Origin of the sequence: Mycetocola sp. BIGb0189, assembly GCF_024810155.1 — a bacterium.
Classification (GTDB): Bacteria; Actinomycetota; Actinomycetes; order Actinomycetales; family Microbacteriaceae; genus Mycetocola; species Mycetocola lacteus.
On sequence record NZ_JANUED010000001.1, the window covers coordinates 454,863 to 468,284 of the forward strand.

Consider the following 13,422-nt stretch of genomic DNA (forward strand, 5'->3'; position numbering starts at 1 on the left):
AGCTAGGCGCCGTCCCAGGTCAGGGTTCCGGCGAGGAGTTTGCGGAGGGCCCGGGCCGATTCATGGCCCATCGCCGACTCGAATGATTCCTGTACGGCGATCCAGGCGGGCATCGCCCCCTCCAGGGTGGTGCGTCCGGCCTCGGTGATGCGCACGTCTCGCGCACGCCGGTCGGAGGCCTCGGTGACCTCGATCAGTCCCGCGCGTACCAGGGGCTTGACGTTGGCGCTCAGCGTGCTGCGATCCATGCCCAGGGTGGCGGCGAGGGTGCTAATGCGTGACTCTCCCTCCAGCGCGAGGGCGCGCAGCACGCTGAACTGGGTGGTGCGGATCCCGGTTCCGGCGAGGGCGCGATCATAGACCGCGTTGAGGTGTCGATCCACACGGCGTACCAGATAGCTATTGCACGTCCCGCCGCTGGAAATCTCCGGTGTCACATTTGTACCCGAGTTTGCGTCCATGCGGGGAGCCTAACAGAATTAGGGGGATATCAATCTAATTGTGAACGAAACGGAAGAGAACCCCCATGAGCGACATCGGCACCACCGAACGCGTCCGCCTTTCGATCTACCGGCACTTCGCCCGGACCGGACTCACCAGCACGCCGGACTCGGTGGCCGAACGTTTGAACATCAGTCCCGAGGAGGCCGATGCGGCCTTCAACGCACTGATCGTGGACCGCCACATCGCCGTGTCAGCGGAGGGTGAGATCGTGCTGGCGCACCCATTCGCCACCCGAAACTTCGGGTTCTCGGTGATGGGGGAGCGGGTGCTGTGGTGGGGTGGCTGTGCCTGGGACTCGTTTGCAATTCCGCACCTGGTGCCCGAGGAGCCCGCGGTCCTGGTGTCCACCACCTGTCCGAACTGCGCTGCCGCCCATGCCTGGACGGTCACCCGCGATGCGGCCCCCGAGGGGGACCAGGTTGTCCACTTTTTAATGCCGATGGGACGGGTCTGGGACGATGTGATCCATGCCTGCGCTAACCAGCGCATCTTCTGTTCCGTCTCCTGCGTCGAGGACTGGGCGCGCAGGAGTGGTCACGAGGTTGGGGCGATTTTTGACCTGCGAACCCTGTGGAACCTGTCGTCTCAGTGGTACGCCGGTCGCCTCGATGCCGGGTATGTCCGCCGGGAGCCCCTGGTTGCCGCCGAGTACTTCGCGAGCGTTGGACTGACCGGCCCGTTCTGGGGTACTCCCGCACTCACAGCGAACCCCTAGTCCATTCACTCGACTCTCGTTCCCCTCGGCCGTAGCGTTGCCGCACAGGGGGAAACGATGAAATCGCAGAAAAGTACCACAACCACGGCCTGGCCCGCGCATGAGACGGTGGTGCGCCCGTGGCGGCAGCGCCAGCGCGGGGGCACACGGGCAGACCGGGTGTTCTCCGAGGTGATCGCGCACGTGCCGCCGCTCATTGCCGAGCGCACGGTGATTCCGGCACCCGAAACCGTGCTCGCCGGCGAGCGAGCGTTGGTGGCCGCGGCACGCTCGGATGCGCGCAGCCGTGGTCGGTCCGCGGCCCTGGGGCGTTTCATGGTGCGCTGTGAATCGGTGGCATCATCCAAGATCGAACGGATTGCCCCGAGTACCGAGTCGCTGGCTCGAGCAATGGCGGGGCAAAACGCAAGCACCGAGGCGCTCAGTGTGGTGGCAGCTATGGAGGCGATTCACACGCTGCTGTTGCGTGCCGGACGCTCGGGACGGATCGCGCTCGCCGACATCATCGACGCCCATGCGGCCCTGATGCGAAGGGATGCCGACCTAGGGGATCGGGCCTGGGCGGGCAGATTTCGTGCCGAGCAGAACTGGTTGGGTGGGAGTGACTTCAGCCCGCGCGATGCGGTCTATGTTCCCCCGCCGCCCGATCGTGTCCCCGAGCTCATGGATGACCTCATCCGTTTTGTTAACCGGGATGATGTGCCCGTGCTTGCCCAGGTGGCAATCGCGCACGCACAGTTTGAGTCGATCCACCCCTTCACCGACGGAAACGGCCGCATCGGACGCGCCCTGATCGGGGCTCTCCTGCAGCGCCGCGGGGTGACGCTTCACGCAACCCTGCCCGTGGCCAGCGGTTTGGGAGCACTGCGCTCCGGGTATTTTGACGCGCTGACCGCGTATCGGCGGGGCGAGACGGATCCGCTGACGCACATCATCGTGGCGGCGATCACCGTCGCCGCGGATGAAGCCGGAGAGACCTTTAGCCGGCTCGCCGCGCTCCCTGCGCGCTGGCGCGGGGTGATTGATGCGCGACCAGATACCCCCGGTGGGCGGATCTGCGACTACGTGTGCGATCAGACGACCCTGACGTTGCCCGATCTTGAGGCTCTTACCGGCGTGGGTGCGGACACGCGTGACGCGGTGGTTGAGGCCCTGGAGCGGGCGGGAATCCTGCGCGAGGTGGGTGGGCGCCGCGGTGAGCGCATCTGGGTTGTTGCCGACGTCATCGATGAACTCAACGATTTGGAGGCTCGGATCTACGCCGCGCTGTCCGCCAGCGGGACGGCGTACCCGCGCTAGGAGGCGATGACGTGTTCGTGGACGCGCAGGCGCAGGGTCGCCAGGTCGATCCGCGGAGTGTCCACGTGCAGCTCGCGGGCGGTGTCAAGGAACGTGCCCAGCATCGCCTCCACCTCCGAGTGCACCCCGGCGCGCATACTGCGATACACCGAGGTTGTCATTGGGGAGGCGGGGTCGGTGGCCGTGGCGATCAGGCTCGCAAGAGCATCATCGGATACCGGGTGTCCGGCGGCCGCGCTGACGGCGGCGGCTTCGTCGACCACCGCGCGGGCAAATGCCGCCCCATCTCGCGTGCCGGAAACCGCGCCAATCGGCGCGCCCATGAGCACGGTGATCGAGGTGAGAGAGACGATAAACACCCACTTATCCCACATGTCCTGCACGATATCTTCGCGGGTCCGCACGGTGATCCCCGGGACGTCCAGGAGCTCATGGATGGGGGTGACGATGTTCTCATCCGCCGTCAGTGAGCCAAAATCAATCGCCGCGCCCGGGGTAACCTGCACGATGGTTCCCGCCTCATCCAGTGACGTCGACACCTTGGCCACCCCGCCAAACACGTGTGCGTCGGGGAAGCGCTTCCGCAGAATATCGAGGTGTCGGGTGCCGTTGAGGAAGGGGATGATCGCGGTATCCGGCCCCACTGCCGGGGCGAGATCCTCGAGGGCGGCGTCCAGGGCGTCGGCGCGCACGCCGAGCAGGATGAGGTCGTAGGGAGTGGAGGGGTCAAGGGAGTCTTGCGTGAGAACGGTGGGGTGGGAAACCAGGTCTCCGTCCAAGGCCGAGACGCGCAGCCCGTGCTGGCGTACCCGTTCCGCGCGTTCCGCGCGCAGCAAGAAGTCGACGCTCCGTCCGGCCTGGAGCAGCCGTGTGCCAAAGTAGCCGCCGGTGGCACCGGCACCCACGATCAGGATGCGTGCGGGGGAGTTGGTCATGGTGTTCTCCAATCGCTCGGGTGCGGTGCGTGATACGCACGGGATGGCACATCCGTCTTGCCTAGCGAAAGCCTAGGGCTCGATTCTGTGAGTGCCCCGTCGAGACTCGCGGGTTAGCGCGCCCGGGCGGCGGCATCCACGGTGTCGACAAGCGTCTCGACCAGGGCGTCGAGGTGCGGGCGGTTCACCGCGAAGCGCTTGATGCCCTGCAGGCTCAGGGTAATCATCTCGGTCAGGCGCGTGGGGGAGTTTCGATCGGGGAGGAGCCCCTCGAGATAGCGCTCAAACCGCGCATTGCTCGTGGTGACGGCGGTGAATTTTGGATTAAACAGGTCGGCCGCCTCGGGGTTTTCCTGGATCAGATCGTAGCCCGAACCGACCCAGCTCAGGCATGCGTGCAGGAGGCGGTCCCGCGGGGTGGTGATCGTCGCGAGTTCGGAGTCGAGGCGGGCAAACAGTTCGTCGGCCAGGGTTTCGATGACCGCGCTAAAGAGTGCGTCCTTATCGGCAAACTCCGCGTAGAGGGTGGGGCGGGAGATTCCGTTGTGTCGGGCCACATCGGCGAGGGTTGTCCGGGTGTATCCGTAGCGAGAAAACAGCGCGGTTGCGTCGCGCAGGATCTGCGTGCGGCGCGGTTCTTTCGGGTCCATGTCTCCAGGGTATCCAGTCGGCGGGGAATTTTTTACCCATTCGACGCTTTACATATTTACGTTAAGTGTAAAGTTGACAACACATCAACGAAAGGGTGGTCAGCATGACCAGCAACAAAACGTGGTTCATTACCGGTGCCGGACGCGGGTTCGGCCGGATCTGGGCCCAGGCGGCGCTCGAGCGTGGCGATCGTGTCGCCCTGACCCTGCGCAATCCCGCCCAGGCGGCCGATCTGGTGGAGCGCTTCCCCGATACCGCCCTGGCCCTGCAATTGGATGTCACCGACCGTGCGGCCGTATTCGCCGCGGTCAAGGCCGCGCACGATCACTTCGGTCGCCTCGACGTCATCGTTAACAATGCGGGTTTCGGTCAGATGGGCGCCATCGAAGAGGTGGATGAGGCCAGCACCCGAGCTAACTTTGAGACCAACGTCTTTGGAACCCTCTCGGTCATTCAGGCGGCGCTCCCGCTGCTGCGCGCTCAGGGATCCGGTCACATCATCAACCTCTCCAGCGTCGCCGGCATTGTCGCGGTGCCCACCGCCGGAATCTACGAGGGTGCCAAGTTTGCGGTTGAGGGCATCTCCGAGGCGCTGGCCGCCGAGGTTGCCCAGTTTGGAATCCGCGTGAGCATCGTGGAGCCCAGCGGCTACGCCACCGAGTTCCTGAGCGCCAACTCGATCGGGTCGGCCCCGACCATGAGTGAGTATGACGCGCTGCGCGAGGAACTCGCGGCGTCCCTCGGCGAGGGTGATCTGGGCGATCCGGCGGCCAGTGCCGACGCGATTCTGGCGCTGGTGGATGCCGAGGAACCGCCGCTGCGCCTCATGCTGGGCAACCTGCTGCCGTTTGTGAAGGACGTGTATGCCCAGCGCATTGCCACCTGGGAGGCGTGGGACCACGTGGCCCTCGCCGCTCACAGAAACACCGGATCGGGGGAGTAGCCATGCGCCTTCAGGGCTCAACGGTTTTTGTTGCCGGTGCCACCTCGGGTCTCGGCCTGGCCACCGCTCGGTATTTTGCCGAGCGCGGAGCGAATGTCGTGGTGGGTGGGCGTCGCGGGGATACCGCCCGCGAGATCGCCGCCGGGCTGCCCAGTGCCATCGGAGTCGAGCTGGACATTGCCGACCTGGCCTCGGTAGAGGCCGCGGTGGCGCTGACCCTGGAAACCTATGGGTCGATCGACGCCAACGTCAACACCGCCGGAGTAAACAACACCGTGCCGCTGGTGGATGCCGACGGTCGGGCCACCATCCGCCAGGACAACTATCGTTCGCTGCTGACCCAGATGATCGATACCAACCTGCTGGGTACCTTTACCGTGATGTCCGTGGTGGCCGAGGCGATGCTGGCAAACACCCCGAACGCCGAGGGTGAGCGTGGTGTGATCGTGAACACCTCCTCCGCCGCGGGTGTGGAGGGATCGGCCACGATGACCGGCTATGCGGGAACCAAGGCCGGCATCATCGGTCTGACCCTGCCCGCCGCGCGCGATCTCGCCGGTCGGGGAATCCGCGTCAACACGGTCATCGCCGGCGGGTTTGATACCCCGATGCTCGGCGTGAGTGGGGAGGTGCTGGCCGCGATTTCCCAGGGCATCCCCAATCCGCAGCGTGTGGGTCGTCCGGATGAGTTTGCCGCGCTGGCCGCTCACATCGTGGAGAACACCTACCTCAACGGTGAGTCCATTCGCCTCGACGGTGGCCTGCGACTGAGCTAGGTCCCACCGCCTACGCACCCCGTTTCCGCCGCGCGGAGGCGGGGTGCGTGTGTTCCGGGCTGCCGCTACTCGCGGCCGAATCGGGGTGTGTGCGTACCGGGGTTGTCGCTACTCGTGGAAGGTGAGCACACCGGCCAGATCGAGGTCGGATCCCGACCCGCTCACACCCGCCTGGGCGAGGAGGACCGCGCCGAGTGCCGTGCTCCAAAACGTGCGCACCTCGATACCAACCGGGCGCTCGATGCTCCAGCCGTTACGGCGAAGGAGGCGTTCCAGGTAGCGCTCGGAGCGGCGAAACAGCAGGTCGAGGTGGGTGTCCACGGTGGGTGCCAGCTCGGGTTTGGCGATGCCGGCGGCCAGGGCGCGGGAGACCGCGGGGAGCGCGGGGAGTGCCAGGGTGGTGCGGGCGATTTTGCGACGGATTGCCGCCGCGTCTCCGGCCGAGTCGCCAACCCGCGAGAGCCGTTCGGAGTCGTGCAGCAGGGCGTAAAACGCCGCGTGGACAAGCAGTGAATCCTTGGATCCGAAGTGGTACGTGACCTGGTTGGGGAAGACGCCCGCACCGGCGGCGATCTCGGCCACGCTGATATCCCCGCCGCCGCGTTCGAGGCAGAGCACGGCGGTCGCCTCGATCAATCGGTGCCGGGTCGAGACTGCACGGGTGCCGGCCTGGGAGTTCTTCTGCTGTGTACTCACGACTCAATTGTATGTGATACAAATTAACACTGAATTGTATGACGTACAAAAGTTGAGAGAGGTGCCCTCATGCGCGAATTAGATGTTGTGGTTGTGACCGGTCTGGGAGCGATCACCCCGCTGGGTACCGGCGTGGCCGAAACCTGGGAGGCGCTGCTGGCCGGGAAGTCCGGTATTCGTGCGGCCGATCACATCGTGGAGGGGCTTGTGGCGGGTACCCTGGCGACCGATCCGGCCGCGCGTCTGACACCGGTGCAGGCGAAGCGTCTGGATCGTTCTCAGCAGTCGGCCGCGGTGGCCGCCGCCGAGGCCTGGGCGGATGCGGGACTGGTGGACCCGGACCCCGAACGGTTGGCCGTGGCGATCGGGACCGGAATCGGCGGGGTCGAGTCCCTGCTGCACGAACACGACGTGCTGGCCGCGTCGGGGGTGCGCCGGGTATCTCCGCGCACGGTCCCGATGCTGATGCCCAATGCGGCGGCCGCCGTGGTGAGTATCGAATACGGGGCGCAGGCGGGTGTCTACACCCCGGTGTCCGCATGTTCCTCGGGTGCGGAGGCGATCGCGCTGGGTGCCCGACTGATCCGTGCGGGGGAGGCTGATGTGGTGATCGTGGGTGGAACCGAGGCCGCGATCACCCCGATCACCGTTGCCGGGTTCACCCAGGCGCGCGCCCTGGCGAAGCCCACCGGAGACGCTGCGGATGCCTCGCGTCCGTTTGCTACCGACCGCAACGGGTTTGTGATTGGCGAGGGCGCGGCGGTCCTGATCCTGGAGAGCGCGGCGCACGCTGCGGCACGTGGTGCGCGGGTGTACGCGGTTCTTGCGGGGGCGGGGATCGCCTCGGATGCTCACCATATGACCGCCCCGGCCCCGGATGGTCGCGGTCAGATCCAGGCGATGCGCCGAGCCCTCGGACAGGCAGACCTGGATCCGGCGGCCATCACCCACGTCAACGCCCACGCCACGGGCACCCCGGTGGGCGATGTCGCCGAGGCGCGTGCGATCGCCTCGGTGTTCGGCTCGGACATGGCGGTGACCGCCCCGAAGGGCGCAATCGGGCACCTGTTTGGTGGTGCCGGGGCGATCGAAGCCCTGCTGAGTGTTCTCGCGATCCGCGACGGAGTGATCCCGCCCACCCGTAACCTCACCCCCGAAACCGTGGACCCGGACATCGGCCTCGACGTTGTCACCACACGCCGCGACCTGCCCCAGCCCGCCGTCCTCAGCAACTCCTTCGGCTTCGGCGGCCAAAACGTCTCACTGATATTCACGCGGCCCTAGAGGTCGAGTATTTTCCCCTTCAGGAACTCCGGAATATTAGCTAATCTGGAATTGATCGTTTTATCTAATATTGGGGATGCGTGATGGAGAAACTGACTGCTCGAGCGCTGACCGCGCTGTATGCGGCCGGCTACACCACGCATGCAATCTCTCCGGTGACTGTCGCGCTGGTGTATGACAATCGGGTTCACGCAGCGCGAGTCCATCGAGTTGTCGGAACACCGTCTCCCGCCCGGATTGAGCGTGATCGAGCCGGGGCAGAAGATGCCGTGTTGCTCTATGTGGTGCCGAGGATCACCCCGAATGCGCGCGTCCTTGCGGCCCGTGAACCTCGAGTCATTCTGGTGGGTGAGCGAGACGGTGTGGTCCTGAGTCCCGATCTTGAAGTCGTGTCAAGTATCGGCCCCGATGCCGTTCGGGGGCGCGGTCGACCACCGTGGGGCAGGTGGGCCGTGATGCGGGTACTCCTGATGACCCGGGTTCCTCAGAGCCAGCGTGAGATTGCCCGCCACACGGGGATTTCTCAGGGGGCCGTGTCGAATGCGTTGCGTGCGCTGGGTGATGACGTGGTGCGCGGTGGTGGCGGATGGCAGGCCACGCATCCGCCGTCCCTGTGGGATCGTTTCGTTACGGAGTACCCGGGTCCGGGTGGGACGCGCACCTCCTGGTTTTCGCTTGACCCGGTGGGTGAGCAAGCGCGTCGACTTCTCGATGCCACCACGGGCGGCTCCCGGGCTGCACTGGTTTCCGGGGATGTGGGTGCGGACGCCGTGGCACCGTGGCACATTCCCACGCACGGCGTCGTTTATGGGCGGTCTGCCGTGAACCTGATTGACCTCGGGTTTTCCCCGGCATCCCCGGAAGAGGCATCGCTGACATTTGTTTTGCCCGAGGATCCGACCATCTGGCTGACCGCGGCGCTGTTCGATCATGGGCCGGTGGCAGACCCGATGGTTTTGGCCGCCGAGCTTCGGCGAGGACGGGGATCGGACCTGGCCGAAGCGCTGGGTCACCTGCGATCGGTTACTCTGAACAACACTGACGTGGGGCGCTGATGCTCTCCGCCGCCGTGCAGGATGTGTGCACGTCTGCGGCGGATGATGCATCGTATCGTGCCCTCCATGACGCGGCGCTCGCGTTAGACGGCCTCTCTGCGTCCCGTGTGATCGGCGGGCATATGGTGCGTCTGTTGCATTTGGCGTTCCCCACCGACAGCGGAATTGCCCGCCGTACCGTTGACGCCGATGTGGCAGTGAGTACCGAGATCGCTGCCGGTAACGAGGTGCATCGGCGGCTCTTAACCTTGGGCTACCAGGCTGTGGCGGGAAATCGTTACGTTTGCGGTGACCGTGTCATCGACCTGCTTGTGCCCTCACAGCGCGGCCACTTTGCCACCGAATTCCTAGGAGAAAGAGCCTTTGACGCGGTGCCTGGATTGCTACTTGATCCCGCAGTTGTGCACGTCATGCTGACCGTCCGCGTCCTCATGCGTGACGGAACCACCGAGACTACCGTGGTGAGGGTGCCCACGGTGGAGCAAGCCGTTTTCCTCAAAGCGAATGCCCTGGTTTTGCGAAGCGAGCTCAAAGATATCCAGGACCTGTTCACGCTGCTGAACATTGCAAACGTATACGCCGATGATGAAATCGGTGGGTGGAGGCTCAGTATCCCCGGTGTCCTCGGTCGTCGCGGAGACGTGCAGCAAATCCTCTACGGCCTGGTCGGATCCGCTGGATGGCGCAGACGTCTTGAGGGGGCTGGCATCCCCGGCGCACTGTTCGAAGCGCTCATCAGGTCTCGAGTCGCTGCACCCTCACCGTCGAGCGCCGCAACGATACCCGAAGAAGACTAGCCCAGCCGAGCATCTAATTGCGTAGACCCGAACTGGGGGTGCGCCGTCATGGCTGAACCAGTCGCGTCTCATGAGGCGGCCACATTCATTCGTATAGGCTCGGGGAAATTCAACAAATTGGGAGTAATTGTGGCGCGACGGCGCGGATTTTTCGCGGAAATTCAGCATCAAAACAAACTGGCAGAGCAGCGGCAGCGAGCCGCTCAGCGCGAGCGAGACGCTCGCGCGCGGCGGGCCGAACAAGCTCAGAAAGCCATCGTGCGAGAGGCCGAGCGTGCTGAAAAGGCCGCCGCGGCCGCCGTGCGGGCCACCGAGGCCGAACGTAAGCGCCTTCAGCGGGAGGCCGTGGCTGCACGCACGGCTGCGATGAACGGCGAAGCGGAGTCGCGCAACGCCACGCTGGTCGAGTACTACCAAGAGTTGGATGGGTTGCTGCAGGCAACGCTGGACATTGACGATTATGTCGATTTGGAACGTTTCAGAGTGCGTGCTGAACATCCTCCATTTGCGTATCCGCAGCTCAAACTCCCAATCCTGCGGCCCGAGCCCATCGAAGAGCCCCCTGCGCCAGTGCGGGCTGAGGCAGAGAAACCGACGGGGCTGTTTGGGCGGAAAAAGAAGTGGGAGGAGGCAAACGCGGCTGCCGACTCACGGTTTGAGGAAGAACTGTCAGCCTGGAAACGAAGTATTGCTCAGATTCCAGATCGTCAAAAAGAGCGCGATGCTGAGCACTCGAAGCTTGAACGCGAGCGGCTCCTAGCGCTGGGGAAAGAGACCGCGCGCTACGAACAGGAGTGTCGAGCGCGCGATGAAGCCGTAGCCTCAAAAAATGCTGCACTTGACGAGTTGATTACGGGGCTGAGCTACGGGACGGTAGATGCCGTTCAGGAGTATGTCGGGATTGTTCTTGCAAGCTCCGTGTATCCGGAATCATTTCCGGTGTCTCACGAAGCCGAATTTGTTCCCGAAACGGCCGAGCTGAAGCTGACCGTGCTCATTCCGGCCCCAACCGAGGTGCTGTCGGTCAAGCACTACCGATACGTGAAAGCTAACGATGAGATCACCGCAACGGCGCTCTCCCAGAAAGACACGAAGGAGCGCTACCTCTCCCTCGTTCAGTCTGTAACGCTGCGGACACTTCACGAGGTATTTGAAGCGGACCGTCGAGGTCTCATTCGGAGCATTTCGCTGGAGCTAGGTGCCAATGCAGTCAACCCCGCTACGGGGCGACCTCAGACAGTGTTATTTGCCGCAGTAGCGGCAGAGCGAGCAGTCTTTGAAGAAATCGATCTCAGCGAGATCGTGCCCGCGGCGACGCTGGATCACCTCGGTGCCGTCGTATCAAAGAATCCCAATGGACTGGTGGAAATTAGTTCCGGAGGGGTGAGGCGAGGCTAATGGGGTCCACCCCGGTTTTTAATCCTCCGCCCGGGTGGCCCGCACCTCCGGCCGGTTGGACTCCGCCCGCCGGATGGACGCCGGAACCCCACTGGCCCGCACCTCCCGCAGGATGGCAGCTCTGGATTTCTCGCTCGGAAGAGCAGCAGGACACCAGCCCGGAACTTGAAATGGATGCTCCGGCCGAAGCCAGCCGTCAAGATCCGACTAAGAGCGATGCCTATGTGTCTCGCCTGGAAGCCGAGATTGCGATGCTGCGCTCACAGCTTGTGCCCGGTCTGGGGGGTGAAGCCATGGTTGAACTTGATGATGCGCGAGTGCTTCAAGATGCCGGAATCTACCGGTACCACCATCCCCTAGAGTCTGCGGCCGCCTACCAGGAGCGACTGCGAGATATCGAGACCCGGATTGCCGAACTTGTGCGCGGGGGAGCCGCGATTGAGCGCTCGGAGCTCTTCACGTTTAACAACTCGCTAGTACAGGGGAAGAAGCTTTCGAATGACCTGGCGAAGCTGATGCTCCGTGCATACAACGCCGAGGCGGACAACGCGATTCGATCGCTGAAAGCGGGCAATGCGCATACGGCGAAGCGGCGGCTGGAAAGCTCCAGAACTGCAATCGCACGTCTCGGTTCGCTGATGGAGATGAAAATCAGTGAGCCCTTCCACGAGTTGCGGCTAGAGGAAATCGAGTTGACCTCAGACTGGCTTATTAAAAAGCAGGTCGAACGTGAAGAGGCGCGCGAAGAGCGTGCGCGTCTTCGCGAGGAACGTCGAGTCCAGAAGGAACTGGAAGACGAGCGAGCGCGGCTCGATAAGGAGCGCTCACACCTCGTTAATGCGCTTAGCGTCCTGCGTGCTCAGGGAGAAGACGACCCCGAACTCGAAGCCCGTCTTGCCACGGTGGATCAGGCAATCGAGCAAAACGACTTCCGGGCGGCAAATATTCGCGCGGGATATATCTATGTGATTTCCAATGTCGGTGCGTTTGGTGAGGGCGTTGTAAAGATTGGTTTGACTCGTCGTCTTGACCCGTTGGACCGTATTGCCGAGCTGAGCGGAGCATCGGTACCATTCCGTTTTGACGTGCATGCTCTTTTCTTCTCCGAGAACGCTGTGACTCTAGAAAATGATCTGCATAAGCACTTCGCTCATCGTGCACTCAACCAGGCCAATAGCCGCAAGGAGTTTTTTTTCGCGCGACCGGCTGAAGTTCGAGAGGTTCTGTTGGGAAAGGTGGGTAACATTCTTGAATTCGTCGAGGATGTGGACGCCACCGAATACCAGCAATCCGTGAAAGCATGGCCGGAACCCAGACGCCACTGATCGTAGAATTGCCCCGGTTCCGCAGCGGCGGAATCGGGGCAATTCGCTTGGCAACCCGTGCTACTTGATCTTCTTCAGCGCTGCCTCGATCGAGTCGATGATGCCCAGCGAGTCGGAGTAGGAACCCGAGAGGAAGTCCGGGGTGCCGATGCTCAGTCCCGCCTTGACTGCCGGCAGCTCCTGGTAGCCCGGGAGGGCAAACAGCTTGGCGATGTTATTGGCCGGGGTGCCGTCGTTGTTTTCGTAGTACACGATCGCATCGGCGTCACTCAGTAGGTCGGTGCGCTCATACGACACCGACTGATTCTGGCCGGCCGGGGTCCCCGCGGTGGCCGAGGCGAATTTTGCGCCGAGGGCGCTCAGCACGGTGCCCACCTGGGTTTTGTCCGAGTAGATCCAGTAGTTGCCGTCGTCAAAGCCACCCTGGATGATGTCCCACGTGGTTTTTGCCAGCTGGTCCGCATACTTCTTGGCGACCTCGGCAATGCGGTCGTCGTAGCGCTTTTTGAGCTCGGTCAGCTTGGGCTCGGCGTTGATGTAGTCGGCGGTGTAGGCGGGATAGGTGGCCCAGGTGCTTTTCTCGTCAAAGGGCGCAAACACGGTCGGGGCGATCGCCTCAAGCTTGGGATACACATCGCGCAGGTAGGGCACGTCCACGCCAATAATCAGGTCGGGCTTGAGCGCGGCGATCTTTTCCAGGTTGACCTTGCCGCCCTGAACCACCTTCTCGATCGGCTCCCAGCGCTTGAGGTAGCGCTGGGGAACATACTCGGCGCCGGTGTCTTCCACGCCCACCGGGGTCACGCCAAAGTCCAGCAGCGATTCGGTGCTGAACGAGTGGATCGAGACGATCCGTTTCGGATGTGCGGGAATCTTCACCGAGCCATTGGCGGTACTCACCGTGCGGGTGGCGGCGGATGCCGAGGCGTCCTCGCCGCCGGGGGCGCTGGTGCTGCAGGCGGCGAGAGCGAGGGCGAGAGCCGCAGCGCCGAGCGCGAGCAGCGTTTTTTGGAATCGGAACTGTGTGTTCATGGGTCCTTCGAT

The 13,422-nt window shown here is 63.7% G+C and carries 14 protein-coding genes; 9 read left to right on the forward strand and 5 right to left on the reverse strand.

Annotated elements, in window-relative coordinates; all coding sequences use genetic code 11:
- Positions 1 to 2 precede the first annotated feature (2 nt).
- On the reverse strand, positions 3 to 461 hold the full coding sequence (locus tag M2390_RS02025; protein WP_259176655.1) for a MarR family winged helix-turn-helix transcriptional regulator: 459 nt from the start codon (positions 459 to 461) through the stop codon (positions 3 to 5).
- 65 nt (positions 462 to 526) lie between these two features.
- On the opposite strand from M2390_RS02025, the gene M2390_RS02030 reads away from it, so the two are divergent.
- Together M2390_RS02030 and M2390_RS02035 are read left to right on the forward strand one after the other, a co-directional pair.
- A complete protein-coding gene (locus tag M2390_RS02030) occupies positions 527 to 1,219 on the forward strand; it encodes an alkylmercury lyase family protein (RefSeq protein ID WP_259176657.1) in 693 nt (230 codons plus the stop codon).
- Between the two features lie 57 nt (positions 1,220 to 1,276).
- Positions 1,277 to 2,518 carry a Fic family protein gene (locus M2390_RS02035; protein WP_259176658.1) on the forward strand — a complete coding sequence of 414 codons (1,242 nt, stop codon included), beginning with the start codon at positions 1,277 to 1,279 and terminating at the stop codon, positions 2,516 to 2,518.
- Here M2390_RS02035 and M2390_RS02040 read toward each other — a convergent pair.
- Positions 2,515 to 3,453: a ketopantoate reductase family protein gene (locus M2390_RS02040; RefSeq protein WP_259176659.1), complete on the reverse strand. Its 939-nt coding sequence runs from the start codon at positions 3,451 to 3,453 to the stop codon at positions 2,515 to 2,517. The genes M2390_RS02035 and M2390_RS02040 overlap by 4 nt on opposite strands.
- 113 nt (positions 3,454 to 3,566) lie before the next feature.
- Positions 3,567 to 4,103 carry a TetR/AcrR family transcriptional regulator gene (locus tag M2390_RS02045; RefSeq protein ID WP_259176660.1) on the reverse strand — a complete coding sequence of 179 codons (537 nt, stop codon included), beginning with the start codon at positions 4,101 to 4,103 and terminating at the stop codon, positions 3,567 to 3,569.
- 104 nt (positions 4,104 to 4,207) lie between these two features.
- Here M2390_RS02045 and M2390_RS02050 point away from each other — a divergent pair, with 104 nt between their 5' ends.
- Both M2390_RS02050 and M2390_RS02055 read left to right on the forward strand, forming a co-directional pair.
- Positions 4,208 to 5,047 carry an SDR family NAD(P)-dependent oxidoreductase gene (locus tag M2390_RS02050; RefSeq protein WP_259176663.1) on the forward strand — a complete coding sequence of 280 codons (840 nt, stop codon included), beginning with the start codon at positions 4,208 to 4,210 and terminating at the stop codon, positions 5,045 to 5,047.
- Positions 5,048 to 5,049: 2 nt separating this feature from the next.
- On the forward strand, positions 5,050 to 5,823 hold the full coding sequence (locus tag M2390_RS02055) for an SDR family NAD(P)-dependent oxidoreductase (protein ID WP_259176665.1): 774 nt from the start codon (positions 5,050 to 5,052) through the stop codon (positions 5,821 to 5,823).
- A gap of 108 nt (positions 5,824 to 5,931) precedes the next feature.
- On the opposite strand, the gene M2390_RS02060 is transcribed toward M2390_RS02055, so the two are convergent.
- Positions 5,932 to 6,519 (reverse strand): TetR/AcrR family transcriptional regulator C-terminal domain-containing protein, encoded by a 588-nt coding sequence (locus M2390_RS02060; protein ID WP_259176666.1) that lies wholly within the window; start codon positions 6,517 to 6,519, stop codon positions 5,932 to 5,934.
- A 69-nt stretch (positions 6,520 to 6,588) separates the two neighbouring features.
- Here M2390_RS02060 and M2390_RS02065 point away from each other — a divergent pair, with 69 nt between their 5' ends.
- The 5 genes from M2390_RS02065 (at position 6,589) to M2390_RS02085 (ending at position 12,378) form a co-directional block, all read left to right on the forward strand.
- Positions 6,589 to 7,803, forward strand: a complete 1,215-nt coding sequence (locus M2390_RS02065) for a beta-ketoacyl synthase (RefSeq protein WP_259176668.1) — start codon at positions 6,589 to 6,591, stop codon at positions 7,801 to 7,803.
- An 83-nt stretch (positions 7,804 to 7,886) separates the two neighbouring features.
- Entirely contained in the window at positions 7,887 to 8,858 is a 972-nt protein-coding gene (locus tag M2390_RS02070) for a hypothetical protein (RefSeq protein ID WP_259176669.1), read from the forward strand.
- Positions 8,858 to 9,655, forward strand: a complete 798-nt coding sequence (locus M2390_RS02075; protein WP_259176670.1) for a hypothetical protein — start codon at positions 8,858 to 8,860, stop codon at positions 9,653 to 9,655. Before M2390_RS02070 ends, M2390_RS02075 begins: the two co-directional genes overlap by 1 nt.
- A gap of 48 nt (positions 9,656 to 9,703) precedes the next feature.
- Complete coding sequence (locus M2390_RS02080; RefSeq protein WP_259176671.1) at positions 9,704 to 11,053, forward strand: hypothetical protein; 1,350 nt, start codon at positions 9,704 to 9,706, stop codon at positions 11,051 to 11,053.
- Positions 11,053 to 12,378 carry a DUF4041 domain-containing protein gene (locus M2390_RS02085; protein ID WP_396822382.1) on the forward strand — a complete coding sequence of 442 codons (1,326 nt, stop codon included), beginning with the start codon at positions 11,053 to 11,055 and terminating at the stop codon, positions 12,376 to 12,378. The genes M2390_RS02080 and M2390_RS02085 overlap by 1 nt, the downstream gene beginning before the upstream one ends.
- A gap of 60 nt (positions 12,379 to 12,438) precedes the next feature.
- Here the strand turns inward: M2390_RS02085 and M2390_RS02090 are convergent, their stop codons facing one another.
- A complete protein-coding gene (locus M2390_RS02090; RefSeq protein ID WP_259176673.1) occupies positions 12,439 to 13,410 on the reverse strand; it encodes an ABC transporter substrate-binding protein in 972 nt (323 codons plus the stop codon).
- Between the last annotated feature and the right edge of the window lie 12 nt (positions 13,411 to 13,422).

Bases quoted from the DNA above. Each gene is read 5' to 3' on its own strand.
- M2390_RS02025 (WP_259176655.1), bottom strand. From the start codon at position 461: ATGGACGCAAACTCGGGTACAAATGTGACACCGGAGATTTCCAGCGGC.
- M2390_RS02030 (WP_259176657.1), top strand. From the start codon at position 527: ATGAGCGACATCGGCACCACCGAACGCGTCCGCCTTTCGATCTACCGG.
- M2390_RS02035 (WP_259176658.1), top strand. From the start codon at position 1,277: ATGAAATCGCAGAAAAGTACCACAACCACGGCCTGGCCCGCGCATGAG.
- M2390_RS02040 (WP_259176659.1), bottom strand. From the start codon at position 3,453: ATGACCAACTCCCCCGCACGCATCCTGATCGTGGGTGCCGGTGCCACC.
- M2390_RS02045 (WP_259176660.1), bottom strand. From the start codon at position 4,103: ATGGACCCGAAAGAACCGCGCCGCACGCAGATCCTGCGCGACGCAACC.
- M2390_RS02050 (WP_259176663.1), top strand. From the start codon at position 4,208: ATGACCAGCAACAAAACGTGGTTCATTACCGGTGCCGGACGCGGGTTC.
- M2390_RS02055 (WP_259176665.1), top strand. From the start codon at position 5,050: ATGCGCCTTCAGGGCTCAACGGTTTTTGTTGCCGGTGCCACCTCGGGT.
- M2390_RS02065 (WP_259176668.1), top strand. From the start codon at position 6,589: ATGCGCGAATTAGATGTTGTGGTTGTGACCGGTCTGGGAGCGATCACC.
- M2390_RS02070 (WP_259176669.1), top strand. From the start codon at position 7,887: ATGGAGAAACTGACTGCTCGAGCGCTGACCGCGCTGTATGCGGCCGGC.
- M2390_RS02075 (WP_259176670.1), top strand. From the start codon at position 8,858: ATGCTCTCCGCCGCCGTGCAGGATGTGTGCACGTCTGCGGCGGATGAT.
- M2390_RS02080 (WP_259176671.1), top strand. From the start codon at position 9,704: ATGGCTGAACCAGTCGCGTCTCATGAGGCGGCCACATTCATTCGTATA.
- M2390_RS02085 (WP_396822382.1), top strand. From the start codon at position 11,053: ATGGGGTCCACCCCGGTTTTTAATCCTCCGCCCGGGTGGCCCGCACCT.
- M2390_RS02090 (WP_259176673.1), bottom strand. From the start codon at position 13,410: ATGAACACACAGTTCCGATTCCAAAAAACGCTGCTCGCGCTCGGCGCT.